This is a genomic window from Pseudomonas sp. S150, from assembly GCF_004526365.1.
Classification (GTDB): Bacteria; Pseudomonadota; Gammaproteobacteria; order Pseudomonadales; family Pseudomonadaceae; genus Aquipseudomonas; species Aquipseudomonas putida_A.
This window is the reverse complement of sequence record NZ_CP038207.1, coordinates 3,988,041-4,007,963: the sequence shown is the minus strand read 5'-3', so window position 1 is coordinate 4,007,963 and position 19,923 is coordinate 3,988,041. Positions and strand designations below refer to the sequence as shown.

8 protein-coding genes are annotated in these 19,923 nt (G+C 60.5%); 4 read left to right on the top strand and 4 right to left on the bottom strand.

What is annotated here, in order from left to right; genetic code table 11:
• Positions 1 to 153 precede the first annotated feature (153 nt).
• Positions 154 to 4,977, top strand: a complete 4,824-nt coding sequence (locus E3Z29_RS18295; protein ID WP_134786530.1) for a dermonecrotic toxin domain-containing protein — start codon at positions 154 to 156, stop codon at positions 4,975 to 4,977.
• A 24-nt stretch (positions 4,978 to 5,001) separates the two neighbouring features.
• On the opposite strand, the gene E3Z29_RS18290 is transcribed toward E3Z29_RS18295, so the two are convergent.
• Together E3Z29_RS18290 and E3Z29_RS18285 are read right to left on the bottom strand one after the other, a co-directional pair.
• Entirely contained in the window at positions 5,002 to 5,496 is a 495-nt protein-coding gene (locus E3Z29_RS18290) for a DUF934 domain-containing protein (RefSeq protein ID WP_098964198.1), read from the bottom strand.
• The gene (locus tag E3Z29_RS18285) at positions 5,480 to 7,138 is read right to left on the bottom strand and encodes a nitrite/sulfite reductase (RefSeq protein ID WP_098964197.1); all 1,659 of its coding nucleotides are present in this window, start codon (positions 7,136 to 7,138) and stop codon (positions 5,480 to 5,482) included. The genes E3Z29_RS18290 and E3Z29_RS18285 overlap by 17 nt, the downstream gene beginning before the upstream one ends.
• A 524-nt stretch (positions 7,139 to 7,662) precedes the next feature.
• On the opposite strand from E3Z29_RS18285, the gene E3Z29_RS18280 reads away from it, so the two are divergent.
• Positions 7,663 to 8,736, top strand: coding sequence for an ABC transporter substrate-binding protein (locus tag E3Z29_RS18280; RefSeq protein ID WP_134786529.1), 1,074 nt, complete (start codon positions 7,663 to 7,665; stop codon positions 8,734 to 8,736).
• Positions 8,737 to 8,742: 6 nt separating this feature from the next.
• Here the strand turns inward: E3Z29_RS18280 and E3Z29_RS18275 are convergent, their stop codons facing one another.
• Positions 8,743 to 8,961 (bottom strand): DUF2970 domain-containing protein, encoded by a 219-nt coding sequence (locus tag E3Z29_RS18275; RefSeq protein ID WP_007967863.1) that lies wholly within the window; start codon positions 8,959 to 8,961, stop codon positions 8,743 to 8,745.
• Between the two features lie 299 nt (positions 8,962 to 9,260).
• On the opposite strand from E3Z29_RS18275, the gene E3Z29_RS29685 reads away from it, so the two are divergent.
• Together E3Z29_RS29685 and E3Z29_RS18270 are read left to right on the top strand one after the other, a co-directional pair.
• Positions 9,261 to 10,967, top strand: coding sequence for a dermonecrotic toxin domain-containing protein (locus E3Z29_RS29685; protein WP_256662017.1), 1,707 nt, complete (start codon positions 9,261 to 9,263; stop codon positions 10,965 to 10,967).
• Between the two features lie 111 nt (positions 10,968 to 11,078).
• On the top strand, positions 11,079 to 16,157 hold the full coding sequence (locus tag E3Z29_RS18270) for an NEL-type E3 ubiquitin ligase domain-containing protein (protein WP_256662016.1): 5,079 nt from the start codon (positions 11,079 to 11,081) through the stop codon (positions 16,155 to 16,157).
• A gap of 50 nt (positions 16,158 to 16,207) precedes the next feature.
• Here the strand turns inward: E3Z29_RS18270 and metH are convergent, their stop codons facing one another.
• Complete coding sequence (gene metH / locus E3Z29_RS18265) at positions 16,208 to 19,918, bottom strand: methionine synthase (RefSeq protein WP_134786528.1); 3,711 nt, start codon at positions 19,916 to 19,918, stop codon at positions 16,208 to 16,210.
• Positions 19,919 to 19,923: the final 5 nt, after the last annotated feature.

The window sequence follows — 19,923 nt, the reverse complement described above, 5'->3', positions numbered from 1 at the left end:
GGTGAAAGGGGTTTTTTTATGGTGGCGGTATATATGTATAGTTTGAGTTTGAATAGTTGATTCGAACTTGAAGTTTTTCATCGGCAATTCGCGCTTTTATAAAAAGGCCTGCTCGATAAGCTGTTGCTACTTTCAGTTTTCGAGATATTCAGAATGTCTTCCTTACCTGTACAGGCTGTCGCGCCTGTATTGACACCCGAACAAAAAGGCATGTTCTTTGAGTTAATCAAGAACAATGCTCCCGGCTGGCTGCTGTCGGCATCGGATGAACTGCGTCAAACACTTTATCAAAGCATGATGGCCAGCCATCGCGCCCAGAGTGAAATCGACCCGTTTCTGAAGACGCTCAAGTCGCCCGAAGCATTTTGCGCGCCGTTACTGACCAGCGCCATGTCGCAAAAGCTCGGCAACTCGCTGGATATCAGCGGGGTGATTTTTCAGCATGTGCGCTCCACCTCCAGTCTGTTGGGCTTGCGCAGGAAACTGGTGTTGCCAGTCGATCGGGATCTGCTCACGGCTGCCTGCGAAAACTTCGAACTCCGTGAGACTCAGGCCACAAATTATAACGATACCTCCTTGATCTATATTCCCGAGAAAGTAACCGGTCGAGAAGCGCATATATTATCGATCCAGCCCCATGAATTTGCGCTGTTGTGTCGAACCCTGGACTTGGGCCAGCAATATCAGACTCATCTTCGTGCGGTCTTCAATGTGGATGCCGAGGCCAATCCGTTGCGCAGCAAGTTTACTGCGAACTTGCGGTGTCGCTTCGAGGTGGATCGGCACGTCGCATTGCTGAAGAAACACATCAGTGTCGAAGTGCATGAGATGTTGCAGGCAGTCAAGGATAACCGGGACACGATCAAACTGGGCAACAACACCCTGAGTTATCAGGCCTTGCGGATGCTTGGTGTCACACTTAACGGTGTGCTGTTTATCGGCCCGGTGAGTGAGCACGCCGACAACGACTACCGTTGCGTTGTTTACCTGCCAGGTGATCCGTTGCACCCGCTCAAGGAGTATTCATCCTTCAGCGATTTCGAGAAACAGTTGAGCCAGCGGTTGAAAGGCGCAGCGTTTCGCCAATTCTTCATGCGCTTCATCAAGATCAGTGAGCGCGCAGCGTGGGTGACCGAACTCGATGGGCGTTTGTATCCGCACAGTCATTCAATCCTGCCTCGTGCCTCGTTCTACGTGACGTTGTCCGGCATCGATTTTGCGGGCGACCCGTTCACCCTGATGTATCGCCAGCACGCCGAACAGACCATGGCAGACGCTCGGCTCGTAGTGGTGCCAACGGACGATGAAGACGAGAAAACCCGGCTGGCCCGACTGGACACCTATAAGGCAATCGGGGTCGACCTGCTGTTGGTCGCCGTATCGTTCATACCTGTAGTAGGAGAGGCGTTATTGGCGGTCACTGCGGTGCAGTTGCTCTCACAGGTCTATGAAGGGATTGCCAGTTGGTCCAGAGGCGAGCAGGAGCAGGCGACGGATTACTTTTTCGATGTCGTCGAAAACATGATCCTGATGGCGGCTTTCGCTGCGAGTACCAGGGCGGTAGGCACAGCGTTCAAAGTCGTCAGGTCATCGGCTTTTATCGAGCGCTTGCGCATGGTCAAACTGGCTTCAGGGCAGTCTCGCCTTTGGAAGCCTGACTTGCACGTGTATCAACAGCGTCGGGCCTTGCCTGCCGGAGTGCGTCGCGATGGCCGCGGCTTGCGTTGGGTCGATGGCCAGGCGTACCTGACGCTCGATGATCTGCACTATGCAGTGCGCCCCGAGCCTCAGACCGGGCTGTGGGAAGTGCAGGCGCCGCCGGAATCGGCGAGCCGCTATGCACCGCTGCTCGAAACCAATGATCGGGGTGCCTGGCGTCATGACAGCGAGCTGGTTCAGGACTGGGATCGATTGAAGCTGCTGCGCCGCTTCGGCCATCCCCGCGAGGAGCTGTCGGATGCCAGTGCGCTGCAGGCTCTGGCTGTCTGCGGTATCGAAGACAGCGTGTTGCGTCAGATCCATGTAGATCGCGGTCATCCGCCGGCCTTGCTGCTCGACACGGTGTGGAGATTTCGCGCCGATGCAGCGGTGACGGAGTTTATCGAGCAACTGCAGATCCCGTTGTCGGCCCCCATGGCGGATGCTGACCTGCAATTGCACCTGCTGACGACATCGGCCAGTTGGCCGGCAGACTGCGTCATCAGTGTCGTCGATGCAGTGGGCACGCCAATCAATCGTTATGGCGCAACCCACGCCACCACGATCCTGAAAATAACTCAGCAGGATGTGCATCGGGGGAAACTGTACCGTTCTCTGCTGGCTGCACTCGGCAGCCAGCGGCGCAAGAACTTGCTCGGCCTGACGAGCCAGGATTCGGCGGTTCAGACGCGCAAACTGGTGCAAATCGTCGGCGAGCAGGCACAAGGTCGCCGGCAGCCGTTGTTCCAGCGAATCTATCGACGCCACGAAGCGCCGAGCAATGGTCGGGTGGCGTTTCTGGTGAAGACCTTTGCCGATCTGCCTGCCAGTGTTGCCGAGGAGTTGGCGGGCAGTGCCCTGGATGGCGAAGCGCAGGAGCTGGACGCTGCCCGCGTACCATTGCGGCTGGCGCAGGAGGTACGCCGCTATCAACAGGCAATTGCTGTGTGTCGAGCCTATGAAGGCCTGTACCTGGATAGTGGCGGTGGCCACAGTACCAATCGCCTGGTGCTCGATACCCTTGAGCATTTGCCGGGCTGGTCAGGGGCATCAGCGATCGAGATACAGGAGTGGTCGGGCAGCCACGACAGTGTTGCGACGACGGCGTCAAGCTCATCCAGTGAGCGGGTGGTCATCAATGTGTTGGCGGACCGCATCAGCGTTCAGCAGGGTAATGATGCTGCGCTGAAGTCATTTTCCGGGCGCACCCGCGAGCATTATTTCCAGGCCCTTTGGCATGGGTTGTCGGCGCAACGCAAGGTCGCGTTGGGCCTGTCGCTCGAGACCGGGGCGAGCGGGCTGCGGGAGAAAATCACCGAACTTGCCATGAAACGGCGAACTACGTTTGCCAGAACCATGGGCGGCCGTCCCGGCGATTATTCGCCCATGGCCCTGGCTGAACGGCCACCGGCAGGGCCCTGGGCGAACTCAGGTGTGAGCGTTTCAGTGATGGTGCGCCGTATTCAGGAACTCTACCCGGCCCATTCCCCTGCGCAGATCCATGCGCTACTCAACGTTTTGGGCCGCAATGAGATTCTGGTGCTGATGAAGCTGGAATTGCTGCGGCTGGAGTTTCTCGGTATTCGCGAAGTCTTGAATCGTTGGGTGACGCGGCAAACGCAGTACAAGGGGATCGATGGCTCATTGGTTGACGTTCCACAGTCAGCGAAGGCCCGTGCCATGCGCGCGATCATCCGCTGCTGGCGCAGAGAGCCAGGGGCCTCGGGCGACGCGCCACCCGACACCTTGAGCTTCGCTCCGGAGCCCTTGGGAGAGTTGCCACTGCTGGTCGGGGACTTCAGCCATGTCACGCATCTGGTCATGGAAGGCATTACGCCGCAGGGACTGACGGCGTTTTTGCGTCATTTCAGAAATTTGCGCAGCCTTTCCCTGAGGGGGAACCAATTGACCCAGTTACCGATGGCATTGGAGCGCATGCCCTGGCTGACGCATCTGGATCTGAGCGAGAACCATATTCGTCTATCTTCTGCATCGGTGCCGTCACTGGCGCGATTGAAAAAGCTGCGGGTGCTGAGTCTGGACTTCAATGCAGACCTTGCGCATGCCCCGGATGTCAGCTCGCTGCCGGATCTGGAAAGACTGCGCTTGCGCGGTTGCGCAATCGATCATTGGCCCGAGGGAACCACCGGTTTGAAACGACCGCAACTGATCGATCTGCGCGATAACCAGATAAGCACGGTACCGGAGGCGGTTCTCAGGGCTCCGCTGATGGTCAGCCGCGCCGTTCGCCTGATGGGTAACCCCTTGTCGCCTGACGCCTTGCGACAGATTGCGGCGTATCAACGGGCGAACAGCGTCAGTTTCGGTGTAATGGCCCGGGTCTATCAACACCAGCCGCTACCCAGCGTGTCGTATGAAGGTCAGAGTGCGCGCTGGCTGACCGGCAGGCCTGCCGTCGAAGCGATACCGCGCAGCGTTACCTGGGAGGCGGTAAGGGCAGCGCCCGGCTCGCGGGATTTCTTCAATGTACTTTCACAATTGATCCACACGGCCGATTACACCCGGTTGTACCCGTATTTCAGCCAGCGTGTGTGGAATGTGGTCGAGGCGGCCGCTGAAGACACGCGGTTGCGCAGCGAATTGTTCCGCACGGCGCGCGTCGCCACCAGTGTCGATGGTTATTCCGCGGTGTTCAGTGAGATGGAAGTCCAGGTTCTGTGTTACCGAGCCACGGTCGCGGCCGGGATCGATGGCGCGCCGCTGGAGCGGCAATTGACGCATTTGCTCAGAGGCTTGTTTCGCCTGCAAACGCTGGAAGAGCGCACCTTGGCAGAGATCAACGCCCGCGCCCAACCGAGTGTCTACGAGCATGCGCTCGAATTCAGTCTGGCCTATCGGGTGGGGCTGGCGGAGCGTCTGAATTTGCCTGGGCAGCCAAGGGCGATGAGCAGCCCGTTGAATGTCGAGGTCTCGCAGGTAGAACTGGATCAGGCCAATCAGGCCGTGATGCGTATTGAAGGCTCTTCGGCGTTTCCCGACTGGTGTATCGGCCAGCGATTCTGGGTCGAGTTTCTCGAATCGGCCTACCCCGACGCTTTCGCCCTTGTCTATGTTCGAACCTCGCAGGCATTGGCGCGCCTGGAGGAGCAGGCGGAGCTGACGCGCGATCAGGCAGCGGTGCAGATGAACGCGATTCACGACAATTTCAGAAATGAGCGTCAGGCGCTGATTCGCCAGCTCACCGATCAGGCACTCGCGCGCCATCCGGCCAATGAGCTGGCCAGTTCGGATACAGAAGAGGAGGGAAATACGCCTTGAGCAGGTGCTCAAGGCGTATTCGAGTCAGCGGCGACGGAACAGCGGCAGCGGTTCGTCAGTGGCGGCCTGGTAGGTCACCGAGAAGTCTTTCAGGCTTTCCAGTGCCTCGTACGGGTCCTTGTCGGCGCGCAGGGCGAACGCATCGAAACCGCAACGGTGCATGTAGAACAGCTGGTCGCGCAGCACATCGCCAATCGCCCGCAGTTCACCTTTGAAACCATAGCGGTCGCGCAGCAGGCGGGCGTTGGAGTAGTTGCGGCCATCGGTGAAGGCCGGGAAGTTCAGCGCGATGACCTGGAACTGCGCGACGTCGTCACCGATTTCCTCGGCTTCTTCATCGGCGTCCAGCCACACACCCAGCCCGCCGTCGCGGGCCTTGAGCGCGTGAGCATGATCACGCCACAGGGCCAGCGGCACGATCAGGTCGTCGCAGTTGGAGATACCGTCGAGGGTCGCGTCCTTGGGCAGCAAGTGCCAGGTTTCGTCGACCACCTCGTTGTTCTTAATGATTCGCTGCATAGACGCGTTCCTTGAAGAGGTCGATGCCAATACGCTGGTAGGTGTCGATGAAGCGCTCGTCTTCGGTACGTTGTTCAACGTACACGTCGATCAGCTTCGAGATCACGTCCGGCATGTCGTCCTGGGCGAAGGACGGGCCGAGGATCTTGCCCAGGCTGGCGTCACGGCTGGCGCTGCCGCCGAGGGACACCTGGTAGAACTCTTCACCTTTCTTGTCCACCCCGAGGATGCCGATGTGGCCGACGTGGTGGTGACCGCAGGCATTCATGCAACCAGAGATGTTCAGGTCCAGCTCACCGATGTCGAACAGATAGTCCAGGTCGTCGAAACGGCGCTGGATCGATTCGGCGATCGGGATCGACTTGGCGTTGGCCAGCGAGCAGAAATCACCGCCCGGGCAGCAGATGATGTCGGTCAGCAGGCCAATGTTCGGCGTGGCGAAACCACCTTCACGCAGCTCGCCCCAGAGGGTGAACAACTGGCTCTGTTCGACGTCGGCGAGAATGATGTTCTGCTCGTGGGACGTGCGCAGTTGACCGAAGCTGTAGCGCTCGGCCAGATCGGCGACGGCGTCCAGCTGCTTGTCGGTGATGTCGCCCGGCGCAACGCCGGTCGGCTTCAGCGACAGGGTCACGGCCACATAGCCCGGCTTTTTGTGCGCCAGGGTGTTGCGCGAACGCCAGCGGGCGAAACCCGGATGCTCTTTGTCGAGTTCGGCCAGGGCGGCAGTCTGGTTCTCCAGCGCCTTGTAGTCCGGATCAACGAAGTGTTTGGCGACGCGATGCAGTTCGGCTTCGGTCAGTGTGGTCTGGCCACCTCGCAGGTGTTCCATCTCGGCATCGACTTTCTGCGCGAACACTTCAGGGGTCAGCGCCTTGACGAGGATCTTGATCCGCGCCTTGTATTTGTTGTCGCGACGGCCATAACGGTTGTACACCCGCAGGATGGCGTCGAGGTAGCTCAACAGGTCCTGCCATGGCAGGAATTCGTTGATGAAGGCGCCGACCACCGGGGTACGGCCCAGGCCACCGCCGACCAGCACACGGAAGCCCAGCTCGCCGGCGGCGTTGTGGACCGGCTCAAGGCCGATGTCGTGGACTTCGATAGCCGCACGGTCAGCGGTCGAACCGTTGACGGCGATCTTGAATTTGCGCGGCAGGTAGGCGAATTCCGGGTGGAATGTAGTCCACTGACGGACGATTTCGCACCATGGGCGTGGGTCGATCACTTCATCGGCAGCGACACCGGCGAACTGGTCGGTGGTGACGTTGCGCAGGCAGTTGCCGCTGGTCTGGATCGCGTGCATCTGCACGGTGGCCAGTTCCGCGAGGATGTCCGGGATGTCTTCCACCGCCGGCCAGTTGAACTGCACGTTCTGCCGGGTACTGATGTGGGCGTAGCCCTTGTCGTAGTCACGGGCAATCTTGGCCATCATGCGCGTCTGACGGGAAGTCAGTTGGCCGTAAGGCACCGCCACGCGCAACATCGGCGCAAAACGCTGGATGTAGAGGCCATTTTGCAGGCGCAGGGGGCGGAATTCTTCTTCGCTCAGCTCGCCTGCCAGATAGCGTCGGGTCTGATCACGGAACTGCTTGACGCGGTCCTCGATGATCCGCTGATCGTACTCGTCGTATACGTACATATAAGTCCTGTTCTCAGGCTTTGGGCTACTCGGAAAACGCTGCGTTTTCGCTTGCTGGAGTCCGATGGTGCCTCGGCAATTACGCGCGCACGGCCGCGCACTCCCTAACGGAGCCGGGGCAATATACCCGTTTGCAGTTATGCGCAAAAGTGATGTTTGAGTATATGTAAAGAACCAAATCGCCTAACGAGAATAGTTGTTGATTAACCCACATTTGTCGCGGGGACAATCATCGTCTTAACTGTGTTCGAGTCTTTCTGCAATCACCGATAAAACCGACAAGAGGCGATGCAATGAGCAATCCGACCAAGGCAAGAAAAAGCGATAGCAGTGTCGATGCATGGGCCATTCTGTTCCTGATTATTCTGGTAGTAGGGACGGCGGTATTCTGGGTCAGTCATCAGTAAACGACCGATCCGGGTCCGCTTCCGACGATTGTCGGACAAAAAACGGGATCAGGCGTCAATAGTCGCTGGTTCGAGGGCTATAATGCGCGGCCATTTTTCCTTGGGCCCGGATCATTCATGTTGAAGTTTTTCCACCTCAGCCTTCTGCTGTTCGGTGCGGTTTTCGGCTCTGCGGCCCGGGCCGAGTCGGTGCTGTTCCTCAATCCTGGGTCAACTCAGGAAGCCTTCTGGGTCAGCTACTCGCAATTCATGCAGGCGGCCGCCCGCGACCTGGGTGTCGATTTGCAGATTCTCTATTCCCAGCGCCAGCCGGAATTCACCCTGGCTCAGGCCAGAGTTGCCCTGCAGGGACCGAATCGTCCCGACTATCTGGTATTCGTCAACGAGCAGTACGTGGCGCCGCAGATCCTGCGCATGGCGGAGGGCAGCGGGGTCAAGCTGTTCATGGTCAACGCGGTGCTCACCCCCGATCAGCAGGCGCTGATCGGCGAGCGTGCCGATCGCATCGGCAGCCTGGTGCCGAATGACGAGGAGGGCGGCTACCTGATGATGAAGGAACTGATTCGCCTGCATCCGCCGGTGGCGCGGGGCGAACAGATTGAAGTACTGGCGTTTTCCGGCCTGAAGATCACCCCGTCAGCGCAATTGCGCGAGCAGGGCATGCAACGCGCTCTGGCCGAGCATCCGCAGGTGCGACTGCGGCAACTGGTGTACAGCGGCTGGACCCGGCAGCGTGCCTACGAGCAGGCGCGGCAACTGGTCAGCCGTTATCCGAAGGTGTCGCTGGTGTGGGCAGCCAATGATGAAATGGCGTTCGGCGCCATGCATGCGTTTGCCGAAGCCGGCAAAGTCCCTGGCAAGGATGTGCTGTTCAGCGCGGTCAATACCTCACCCGAGGCGTTGCAGGCGGTGGTCGACGGGCGCTTGAGCGCGCTGGTGGGCGGTCACTTCACTCTCGGCGGGTGGGCGCTGGTGGAGTTGCACGATTATGAGCAGGGCGTCGATCTGGATCGTTTTGGCGGACGTGACCGGCAATTGTCGCTGCTGCAACTGATCGACAAGCATCAGGCACAGCAAATGCTGGCCATGGGCGCGTCGCCGGATTACGGCGTGAGTTTTCGCAAGTTGTCGGCCAAGGGCCACCCCACGTCGTATCGCTACCCGTTCAGCCTGCAGATCCTGATGCACTGAAACCCGTCAGACCCCGGCGAAATGCAGTACCAGCTTGACGATGACAAACAGCGTCAAAGCGAACACGGCGGTGAAGCCGATCCCCAGGATCACGAAATGGCTGGGCTTGCCATGGGTGAAGTCCCTTGCCCGGTTCTTCCCGCTTTGCACGCCGAATGCCGCAGCCATCACGCTGTGCAGCATCTGCCAGAAGCTCGGTGGCTTGTTGTCGACTGGATCGTCCATAAATCCCCCGTCCGAAAGGCTGTCCCGATAGCATAGTCAATCCAGCGGGTTGTGCCGTGGTCGCACGCGGGTTCCAGACTTGTCCGGTAACACGTCCACGCCAAAACGATAATTATGTACCGCAGATCACCGTGGCGGACATGGTGTCCTGTCCTCCCATTTTTCAGGAGAGACAGGATGTCCACTCATCCCCCGACATTGCCCCGCACACGCCGGTCAGCGCCAGCCTTCACGGCAAGCTGCTGGAGCAGCTGATCCCCGATTGGCTGATCGCCGCTTCACCCGAGCGGCGGGCCGCGATGAAAGTGGCCAGTACCCGGCCAGCGCACGGCTATCACCATTTCTCGAATGATCAGCAACAAGCCTTGAAAGAGCGGGTCACGGCGGCCTTTGTCGCCCAGAGCCGACTCGACAAGACCATGGCCGGCCTTGAAAGCGTCGATGCATTTGCCCAGGCGTTGCTCGGTAAGGCACTCAAGGACCAGTTCAACGTCACGGTCGATCTCGGCAAGACCTTGCTGTGTCTCAGACGGCCCCTCGAACTCGGGGTGCTGGAAGTTGAAGTTTCCACGTTCGAAGTGTTGAAGCTGCCCTTGCTGCAAGCGGCATTGCACAACTTCGAGGCTTCGGAATGTGAAGCAGGTGCCTATCACGCCAGATCCGGTTTCGTGGTCGAGACGGCAACCCCGGGCGAGTTTCAGGTAGTAGACATCGGCATCACGGTCAGGCAGTTTCTGACGCTGTGTCGTTCGCTGGACGTCGGTGCCCGTTATCAGGCAAGGATCAAAGCGTTTTTCGAGAAAACCGACACCTTGCGCCGGCACTTCATTGCCAGCCAGAAAACCGCGTTGCGTGCCGCCGCTGAATGGGCGCTGCTGAAACAGGACATCGAGCCCGCCGACTACCGGATGATTCTGTCGGTGGTGGACGGCCAGATCTATCCGCAACTCGGCGGCAAGGCCGTGTGGTTTCGTGATCTGAGCCTGATGAAGCGGCGGATGACCGGTTGCGTGGTGTTCAGCATCAGCGAGCGCTACCGCTACACCAACGAGTTCATCGTCTACATTCCCCATGACCCACAACACCCGCTCAAGCGCTACACCATGGCGCAGATGCGTGAGGTGTTCAAAGGCAAGTTCACCGCTGCTGACCCTACGGCTTCCGCGCCAGGCCCGACTGCTTACCAGCAGTTTTTCAGTCAGTTCGTGGCCTATGCCGACCGTCCTTACTATTTCAGTCAGTTCACCCAAAAGGCTGCGGACTCGCCGAGTGACCCGTTGCATTCGATCTGGGTCAAGGTTGCACAGCTGATACCGCCACTGTCGACCATCGCGCGAATCAAGGAGCTGCCACCCGAAGCCCCCGGCAAGCGCGAGCCGCAGCCTGACCCGTTTCTCGACCCGTTGCCAACCACCCGCAAAGGCGTGGCCGGGATCTGGGCCGACAATACCGATCTGTGGCAGTACCTCTATGAGCAGCACCAGGCCAAATTTATCGCCGATGCGAAGGCCCACGCCGTCCCCACAGCGGATGTCGACGCCCGGGTACGCGCAGAAAAACTCAGTCATCTGCTCGAGCTCGGCATGATGGCGTTGAACCTGGTGTCGATGTTTGTCCCGGTACTGGGCGAAATCATGATGACCGTGATGGCCGGGCAACTGCTCTATGAATCATTCGAAGGCGCCATCGAATGGTCGGAAGGTGATCGCCAGGCTGCCAAGGCGCATCTGGTCGATGTGGCGCAGAACCTGGCGCTGATTGGCGTGATGGGCGCGGTCGGCAAGGGCGCAGGCCGACTCCAGGCGGCCTCCGCCGAGCCCGTGATCGAGCATCTGCAGCCGGTCGAACGGCCTGACGGCTCGGTCCGCCTGTGGAAGCCTGACCTTGATGCTTACGTCAGCGATAGTGTCCTGCCGGCGAGTGCCGTGCCTGATGCGCAGGGCGTGTATCGATTCGACGGCAAGATCTTCATTCGCCAGCAGGGCAAGGTCTACCAGACGCACTAGGACGAGACCCTGAAAAGCTGGCGCATCCGCCACCCGCATGATCCGGCGGCGTATCAACCGATCCTTGAGCACAATCGACTGGGGGCCTGGCGCCACAACCTGGAGCGACCGTTGAGCTGGGATCGACTGACCCTGCTGCAGCGCATCGGTCACTCGACTGAGGCGTTTTCGGATGCACAACTGCTCGAAATCGCCGATGTCAGTGGTGTCAGTGATGAAGCCCTGCGCCAGATGCACCTCGATCATCAGCCAGCGCCACTGGCCCTGGCCGACACTTTGCGCCTGTATGAAGCGGATCAGCAGGTCGGGCGGCTGATCGATCAGGTCGAACGAGGAACCCCCCTGGATGATTCGTATCTGCTGACGCTGCCAATGCTCACGCAAATGCCGCGCTGGCCGAGCGGAAAGATTCTGCAAGTCTTCGACGGAGCGCAGCTGTCCGGCCCCAGCCGGCTGTTCGGCGCAGAATCAGGCTTGATCGAGGGCCAGACGCATACACCGATCCAGGTGACCCGCGCCGAAGTGCTCGACGGCCAATTGCCTGAACGTATTCTGGCCGCGCTGGATGAGCCGCAAACACGTTGGCTGCTGGGCGCCGAGCCGGCGCGTGTGGTCGAATCGCGGCCGCTGGAACTGCGCAAACAGATCGCCGATTACCTGCGCACCCGGCAACCGGCGATGTTCGACAGGCTCTATGACGAGCCCGCGTTGAACGACCGGCGAATCGCCAGGCTGCAAGCCGCGACACCGGGGTTGGGCAGTTCGGCGGCAATCCGCGTGCTGCTGGAGGCGAACGCCGAGGAGCTGGCGCGCCTGCAAAGCGGCAAGCGGGTGCCGTTGCGGCTGCTGGAGATCTCCCGTGAATTTGCCCGGCGACGCCGCTTCAACCACGCGGTCGCCGGCCTGCACATGGAAAATTCCGGCGGCAGCGAAAGCCAATGGCTGACCTTGCGCGCCCTGGAACGACTGCCGGGCTGGTCGGACGAGGTGCGTCTCGAGGTGCGCGAAGGTAGCCTCGACGGGCCGTTGATTGACAGTGTCGGCAACGAAAGTGCCGGCCAAACCAAGTATCTGGTCAAGCGCGGGCCGGTCTATCAGGCGTACAACGAGCGCGGCGAAGCGCTCAACAGTGTTCCGCGTCACGGCGACAATTTTTTTGCCTCAATCCTCCATGCCTTGCCCGATCAGTCGCGGCAGGCCCTGGGTTTTACCCAGGTTGCGCGTAGCGCCGGACTGCGTCGGGCACTGATCCGGTATGTGGCCCGACACCGTGTCGAACTGGCTCGACTGGCGAGCAGACGCCATGGCCACAAGCAACGCTTCAAGGCGCCGGTGCGGGTACGCCAGCACGGGCTGGGTTATTACGCCAGCGGTCGCGGCGAAGGCGTCAATCCGTTGCTGGTGACGCGCGTGCAGGATGTGTATCCGGCGTTAACGGATCAGCAGGCGGGCGGGTTCATCCTCAAACAACTGGCCGCCGGGCGGACTGACGCGCAGATCTACGAGCTGTTGCAAAGGCGCCTGCGTGAATGGCAGGAACTCGAATCGTCGCTGGCGCAATGGGAAGGTGTGCCGGCCCCGGAGCCGACGCTGGAGTCGATGATCGGCGGCCGATCCAGCGTGGTGCGCAGCCTCAAGCAGAGCTGGCGCAATTCGCCGCTGGCCGATAGCCGCGCGAGTGCCGCACGCCTCGATTTGACCTGCGATGACCCGTTGCCGGTGCTGACGGCGGACTTCTCGCATGTGCGCGATCTGCGAGTCAGGGGGCGGTGCATCACCGATGCCAACGTCGATGAACTGTTGGGCAGTTTCCCCAGGCTCAAGTCGCTGCGCATCAACGCCACCGCAGAAGCGTTCACTAACGTGCCGGTGGTGTTGCAGAACCTGCCGGAATTCACTGACCTGACGCTTTACAGCGCAATGCCCTATGCCGCCGATATGCCGGCACGCCTGGCTCAATTGACCCGGCTGGAAGCTTTGAGTGTCAGCACCTCGAGCTATCAGCCGCTGGCTTTCGACGTCAGCGGCATGCGTAATCTGCGCACACTGGAAATCGTCGCCTATTCATTGTTCGACTGGCCTGCGGGTGCGCTGGATTTACCGGCCCTGGAGCGTCTGAACCTCAGGGACACCGGAATCAGCACCGTGCCGGCAACACTGTTGCAGGGGCATGGAAAACTCTGGTCGGGGCTGTCGCTGGACTGGTCAAGATTCTCCCGGGAAAACTTCACGGGCGTGTACGAATACGTCAAGACTCATCCAGAACACCTGATCGATCGAGAAACGATGGTCAGGGATTATTGCCGTGGCGAGTTGCGGCGCCTGGGCGAGGGCGTGAATCAATCACCCGAGGGGGTGTTCAATCGTTTCTTCGAGCAATGGCCGGACGAGCAGCAGCGTTTCACCGCGATCAATGCCTTGAGCGATCAATATGCTGCGCTGGATAGCCAGCTCAATCAGTGGCAGCAGCGCGTGGTGGTGCCGGAAGAATCGCTGCGCGAACTCGTCGCGCGATCAAACCTGGCCCATGTCCTGAAAACCAGTTGGCGCAAGGGCATGTTCAAACGCTACGGCGCGACCATCAGTGCTTCGACCCTGGACTTGTCGGGGCTGATGCTCAGCGAACTGCCGGCATTACCCGCTGACGCATTTGCGCATGTACGCACGCTGCTGCTCAGTGGCCAGCGCGTTGCAGCCGTGCAGATGCGCGGTTTCCTCAGTGCGTTCAGCGAAGTACGAACCCTTGATCTGAGTGACAATGCCTTGCACGAATGGCCGATCGAGTCGCAAAGCCTTTCGCGCCTGGTGCACCTGGATCTGGCCGACAACCAGTTGACCGACGCTTCAGGCCTGGAGCGCGGATTGAGTGAATTGCCTGCGCTCGAACAGTTGAATCTGCGGAACAATCCGCTGAGCGAGATGAACGTTGGCAGCCTGCAGCGCTTGAAGGCCCTCGACCTGCAGGCAACGCACCTGCAACAGTGGCCGACAGGGGCCGATGGTCTGCCGCAACTGGCGTGGCTGGATCTGCGCGACACCCGTATCAGCACGCTGCCGCCTGCCGTGCTCGAGAGCACCGCACTGCTCAATACCAACCTGACCGGTACGCCGCTGACCGCCGCGGCGTCGGCTGAACTGCGTCTGGCGCAACGGCGGCTCGAAGACACCCTCGGCCTGCCTGCCGGCGCGCTGGATGCGTTTGCCCGGCAGCCAGTGCCGGCGACTTTTCCGCCGGCGGAGAACGGTGTATCAGTGGCCCGCCAGTTGCTGCCGCTGACGCAGGCACCGGTCAGTACCGGGCTGACACGGATGCGCCAGGACCTGCAGCGAGTGCAGCCGGCCCTTAGCGATGAACAAGCCACGCAAATGATCGAGGCGCTGCGCAATGAGGGTGCGACCGAAGTGCAGATCGGCGAGCGGATCACCGGTTGGAGTCAGACCTTTGAAACCATCGTTCGCCGACTCAATGGCTGGCTGTATACCCGGGAAACCCGTGGCGTCGATTGGGTCATCTCCTCGCAATCACGCAGCCTGGCGGCGTGGCGCATCCTCACCTGCTGGCGCGCACGGTTATCGGTTGCCGGGGTCGATGCGCTTCTGGATCTCAACGGCCTGCAATTGGGCGATCTACCGCCGCTGCCCGAGGATTTCGGGCATGTCGGCAGCTTGAACCTGACAGGCACACGAGTGACGGCCGAGGGCAGCAACGGCTTTCTCAAGGCTTTCACTCACCTGCGCAGTCTGACCCTAAGTGGCAATGAACTCACAGCGCTGCCTGATGCCGTCGGGCAAATGCCGCAGCTCGAGCGACTCGAGCTGGCCAGCAACAACTTCAGTGACACCGAGCCGCTGTATGCCGCGCTGTCCGGTCTGCAGCATCTGCAGGCACTGGACTTGGGCTACAACCATCTCGATGCGTTCGACGTCAGTTACTTCGAGCATTTGCAAAGTCTGGATCTACGCAACAACAACCTCACCGAATGGCCGGCCGGGACGCTGGATGCGCAGCACCTGCGGACACTCAACCTCAGTCGCAACGACATCACCGCCATCCCCGAACAGGCGCTGGACGGTGAGCACGATGAGCTGATGGACGGCACCGACCTGACTGACAACTACAACCTCTCGGAGGAATCCCTCGAAAGGCTCAGAACCTATCAGGCTGCGGGTAACCGCCCGCGAGTGCTCGGTTTTTCCAGTTCCGATCTGGAGGAAATGGCTGACGATGTTGCCGGCGGGCTGAGTGAAACCACCGACAGCATCGAGTCCGACGAAACCCTCCCGGGCGAACAGGCCCATGCGCAACAGAAAGCGCCGTGGCTGGCGAATCTGCCGGCGGATCAGGCGTTGGCACGCGACAGGCTCTGGGATCAACTCGCTGCCGAACCGGATAGCGCGGCATTCTTCCATTTGCTTGATCGATTGCAGGACACCCAGGAGTTTCGCGTGGCCAACGCCGATCTGACCCGACGGGTGTGGATGGTCATGGAAGCGGCGGCGGCCAACAGTGAGCTGCGCGAGGTGATTTTCGCCGGTTCGGCCACACACGGGACTTGCGTGGACGGGCGCATCCTTACGTTCAGTGGTCTGGAGGGCAAGGTCTTCACTTACAACGCCTTGCTCGATTTGCCGGCCGGCCGTCCGGGAATCCGCGGCGAGGCCTTGTTGTCGCTGTCGCGGCAGCTGTTCCGGCTGGACAAGGTCGATGAGCTGGCAAAAGCGGCGGCGGCGCGTAGTGGTTTCGACGAAGCCGAAGTCCGCCTCGGTTATCGGATCGGTCTGACCGGGGGCTGGGACGATGGACTGGAATTGCCCGGGCAGCCGAAAAACATGAAATTTGCCTCTGGTGTCACCCCGCAGCAGTTGGTCAATGCGCGGGCCGAGGTGGTCAGCGCGGAACGCTCCGAGAGATTTCTGGAGGACCTGATCCAGCGCGATTACTGGCTGGACTATCTCAAGGAGCAGCAGCCCGAAGCGTTCAGGCAAATGGATGAACTGCAGTTGATGGAGGAGGGCGAGGACGAAGGTCTGAGTGCTGACGATCCGCTGTATCTGAGCAGGTTGTTCGACCAGGCGGCCGCGCGAAATGCCAGGCTCATCGAATTGTCGCGAGAGGAGATCGAACGGATCGGTTTGTCTGCCGGCAACGCACAAATGCCCGGTACGTCCGGGCAAATGTCAGGCGGGTAAAACCCGCTGAACGGTCAGTCCCCGGGAGTTTCGGGGACTGAGCGTTGCGCTTATTCGTCGTAACCGAGGTTCGGCGCCAGCCAGCGCTCGGTCACGCTCAGTTCCTGACCTTTGCGCGAGGTGTAGCTCTGCACCTGATCCTTGTCGACCTTGCCCACGGCAAAGTATTGCGCCTGCGGATGGGCGAAGTACCAGCCGCTGACCGCTGCCGCCGGGAACATCGCGTAGTGCTCGGTGAGGAACACGCCGCTGCGGCCCGCACGCATTTCGCTGGCTTCAGGATCGAGCAGGGTGAACAACGTGGCTTTCTCGGTGTGATCCGGGCAGGCCGGATAACCCGGTGCCGGACGGATACCGGAGTATTGCTCTTTGATCAGCGCGTCGTTGTCCAGCGCCTCATCCTTGGCGTAACCCCAGTGTTCTTTACGCACTTGCTGGTGCAGCCATTCGGCGCAAGCTTCGGCCAAGCGGTCGGCGAGGGCCTTGACCATGATCGAGTTGTAATCGTCGCCAGCGTCCTGATAGGCCTTGGCGACTTCTTCGGCGCCGATGCCGGCGGTGGTGATAAAACCACCGACGTAGTCAGTCACTTCGCTGTCTTTTGGTGCAACGAAGTCGGCCAGCGAGAAGTTTGGTTTGCCGTCGGTCTTGATGGTCTGCTGGCGCAGGTGATGCAGGCGCGCCATGGGCTTGCCGTCATCGCCGTACAGTTCGATGTCGTCGTCATGCACCTGATTGGCCGGCCAGAAACCGAACACCGCCCGGGCGCTGATCAGCTTCTCGTCGATCAGCTTGGTGAGCATCTCGCGCGCGTCCTTGTACAGCGCGGTGGCCGCTTCACCGACCACTTCGTCTTCGAGGATGCGCGGGAATTTGCCGGCCAGGTCCCAGGAGATGAAGAACGGCGTCCAGTCGATGTACTCGGCCAGAACGTTGAGGTCGATGTTGTCCAGCACGCGGGTACCGGTGAAGGTCGGTTTGACCGGCGTGTAGTTCGCCCAGTCGAACTGTGGCTTCTTGGCAATCGCCGCCGCGTAACTCAGGCGCTCGGTACGGGCGCTGCGGTTGGCGGTGCGCTCACGCACATCGACGTATTCCAGACGGGTCTTCTCGACGAAACCGGCCTTGAGTTCCTTGGACAGCAACTGCGTCGCCACACCGACCGCACGCGAGGCGTCGGTGACGTAGACCACCGCATCGTTGCTGTACTTCGGCTCGATTTTCACGGCGGTGTGCGCCTTGGACGTGGTCGCGCCACCGATCATCAGCGGCAGATGGAAATCCTGGCGCTGCATTTCACGGGCAACGTGAACCATCTCGTCCAGCGACGGGGTGATCAGGCCGGACAGGCCGATGATGTCGCACTTTTCTTCCTTGGCCACCTGGAGGATTTTCTCCGCCGGAACCATCACGCCGAGGTCGACGATGTCGTAGCCGTTGCAACCCAGCACCACGCCGACGATGTTCTTGCCGATGTCGTGCACGTCGCCTTTCACCGTGGCCATCAGGATCTTGCCCTTGGCTTCCGGCTTGTCGCCTTTTTCCAGTTCGATGAACGGGATCAGATGCGCTACGGCCTGTTTCATCACGCGCGCGGATTTCACCACCTGCGGCAGGAACATTTTGCCGGCACCGAACAGGTCGCCGACGATGTTCATGCCGGACATCAGCGGGCCTTCGATCACTTCGATCGGGCGGGCGAACGACTGGCGCGACTCTTCGGTGTCTTCGACGATGTGCGTGGTGATGCCCTTGACCAGCGCATGCTCCAGACGCTTGTTGACGTCCCAGCTGCGCCACTCTTCGGTCTCGGCTTCCTTGACACTGCCGTCGCCCTTGTACTTGTCAGCGATGGCGAGGAGGGCGTCGGTGCCTTCCGGCGTGCGGTTGAGGATCACGTCTTCGACGGCGTCGCGCAGCTCCTGCGGGATCTGGTCGTAGATTTCCAGCTGACCGGCGTTGACGATACCCATGGTCAGGCCGGCGCGGATCGCGTACAGCAGGAACACCGAGTGAATCGCTTCACGCACCGGGTTGTTGCCACGGAACGAGAACGACACGTTGGACACGCCGCCGGAACTCAGCGCATACGGCAGCTCGTCGCGGATGTAGGCACAGGCGTTGATGAAGTCCACAGCGTAGTTGTTGTGTTCTTCGATGCCGGTGGCCACGGCGAAGATGTTCGGGTCGAAGATGATGTCTTCCGGCGGGAAGCCGACTTCGTTGACCAGAATGTCGTAGGAGCGTTTGCAGATTTCTTTCTTGCGCGCTTCGGTGTCGGCCTGGCCGGCCTCGTCGAACGCCATCACCACCACCGCAGCGCCGTAGCGTTTGCACAGCTTGGCGTGATGGATGAACTGCTCGACGCCTTCTTTCATGCTGATCGAGTTGACGATGCCCTTGCCCTGAATGCACTTCAGACCGGCTTCGATCACTTCCCATTTCGAGGAGTCGATCATGATCGGCACGCGGGAGATGTCCGGCTCACCGGCGATCAGATTGAGGAAGGTCACCATGGCCTTCTTCGAATCGAGCATGCCTTCGTCCATGTTGATGTCGATCACCTGCGCGCCGGCCTCGACCTGCTGCAGGGCGACTTCCAGGGCTTCGGTGTAGTTATCTTCACGGATCAGACGGGCGAACCTGGCGGAACCGGTGATGTTGGTGCGCTCGCCGACGTTGACGAACAACGAGCTGCGATCGATGGTGAACGGTTCCAGGCCCGAGAGGCGGCAGGCCTTGGGGATGTCCGGAATCTGCCGCGGTGCGTAACCGGCCACGGCCTTGGCGATGGCCTCGATGTGGCCCGGGGTGGTGCCGCAGCAACCGCCGACGATGTTGAGGAAACCGCTCTGGGCGAATTCTTCGATGACTTTGGCGGTGTCTACCGGCAACTCGTCGTACTCGCCGAACTCGTTCGGCAAACCGGCGTTCGGGTGCGCGGAAACGTGGGTGCTGGCCTTGTTCGACAGCTCTTCCAGGTAGGGACGCAGCTCACTGGCGCCGAGGGCGCAGTTGAGGCCGACCGAAATTGGCTTGGCGTGGGCCACCGAGTTCCAGAACGCTTCGGTGGTCTGGCCCGAGAGGGTGCGACCGGACGCATCGGTGATGGTCCCGGAAATCATGATCGGCAGTTCGATGTGCAGCTCTTCGAACACGCCTTGCACGGCGAAGATCGCGGCTTTGGCGTTGAGGGTGTCGAAGATGGTTTCGATCAGGATCAGGTCGACGCCGCCCTCGATCAGGCCCTTGGTGGCCTCGGTGTAGTTCTCCACCAGTTCATCGAACGTGACGTTGCGGTAGCCGGGGTTGTTCACGTCTGGCGACAGCGAGCAGGTGCGGCTGGTCGGGCCGAGCACGCCGGCGACGAAACGCGGCTTGTCCGGGTTCTCGGCGGTCTTGGCGTCGGCCACCTTGCGCGCCAGTCGCGCGCCTTCTACGTTTAATTCGTACGCCAGCTCTTCCATGCCGTAGTCGGCCATGGAAATGCGCGTGGCGTTGAAGGTGTTGGTTTCAAGGATGTCGGCGCCGGCATCCAGATAGGCCTTTTCGATGCCGCCGATCACGTCGGGACGAGTGATCACCAGCAGGTCGTTGTTGCCCTTGACGTCGCTCGGCCAGTCAGCGAAGCGTTTGCCGCGATAATCCTGTTCTTCGAGCTTGTAGCTCTGGATCATCGTGCCCATGCCGCCGTCGAGAATCAGGATGCGCTCTTTGAGGGCTTGCTTGAGAGCTTGAAGGCGGACGCTGCGATCGGACATTGGGA

Bases quoted from the DNA above. Each gene is read 5' to 3' on its own strand.
- E3Z29_RS18280 (WP_134786529.1), top strand. From the start codon at position 7,663: ATGTTGAAGTTTTTCCACCTCAGCCTTCTGCTGTTCGGTGCGGTTTTC.
- E3Z29_RS18285 (WP_098964197.1), bottom strand. From the start codon at position 7,138: ATGTACGTATACGACGAGTACGATCAGCGGATCATCGAGGACCGCGTC.
- metH (WP_134786528.1), bottom strand. From the start codon at position 19,918: ATGTCCGATCGCAGCGTCCGCCTTCAAGCTCTCAAGCAAGCCCTCAAA.
- E3Z29_RS29685 (WP_256662017.1), top strand. From the start codon at position 9,261: ATGAAAGTGGCCAGTACCCGGCCAGCGCACGGCTATCACCATTTCTCG.
- E3Z29_RS18290 (WP_098964198.1), bottom strand. From the start codon at position 5,496: ATGCAGCGAATCATTAAGAACAACGAGGTGGTCGACGAAACCTGGCAC.
- E3Z29_RS18295 (WP_134786530.1), top strand. From the start codon at position 154: ATGTCTTCCTTACCTGTACAGGCTGTCGCGCCTGTATTGACACCCGAA.
- E3Z29_RS18275 (WP_007967863.1), bottom strand. From the start codon at position 8,961: ATGGACGATCCAGTCGACAACAAGCCACCGAGCTTCTGGCAGATGCTG.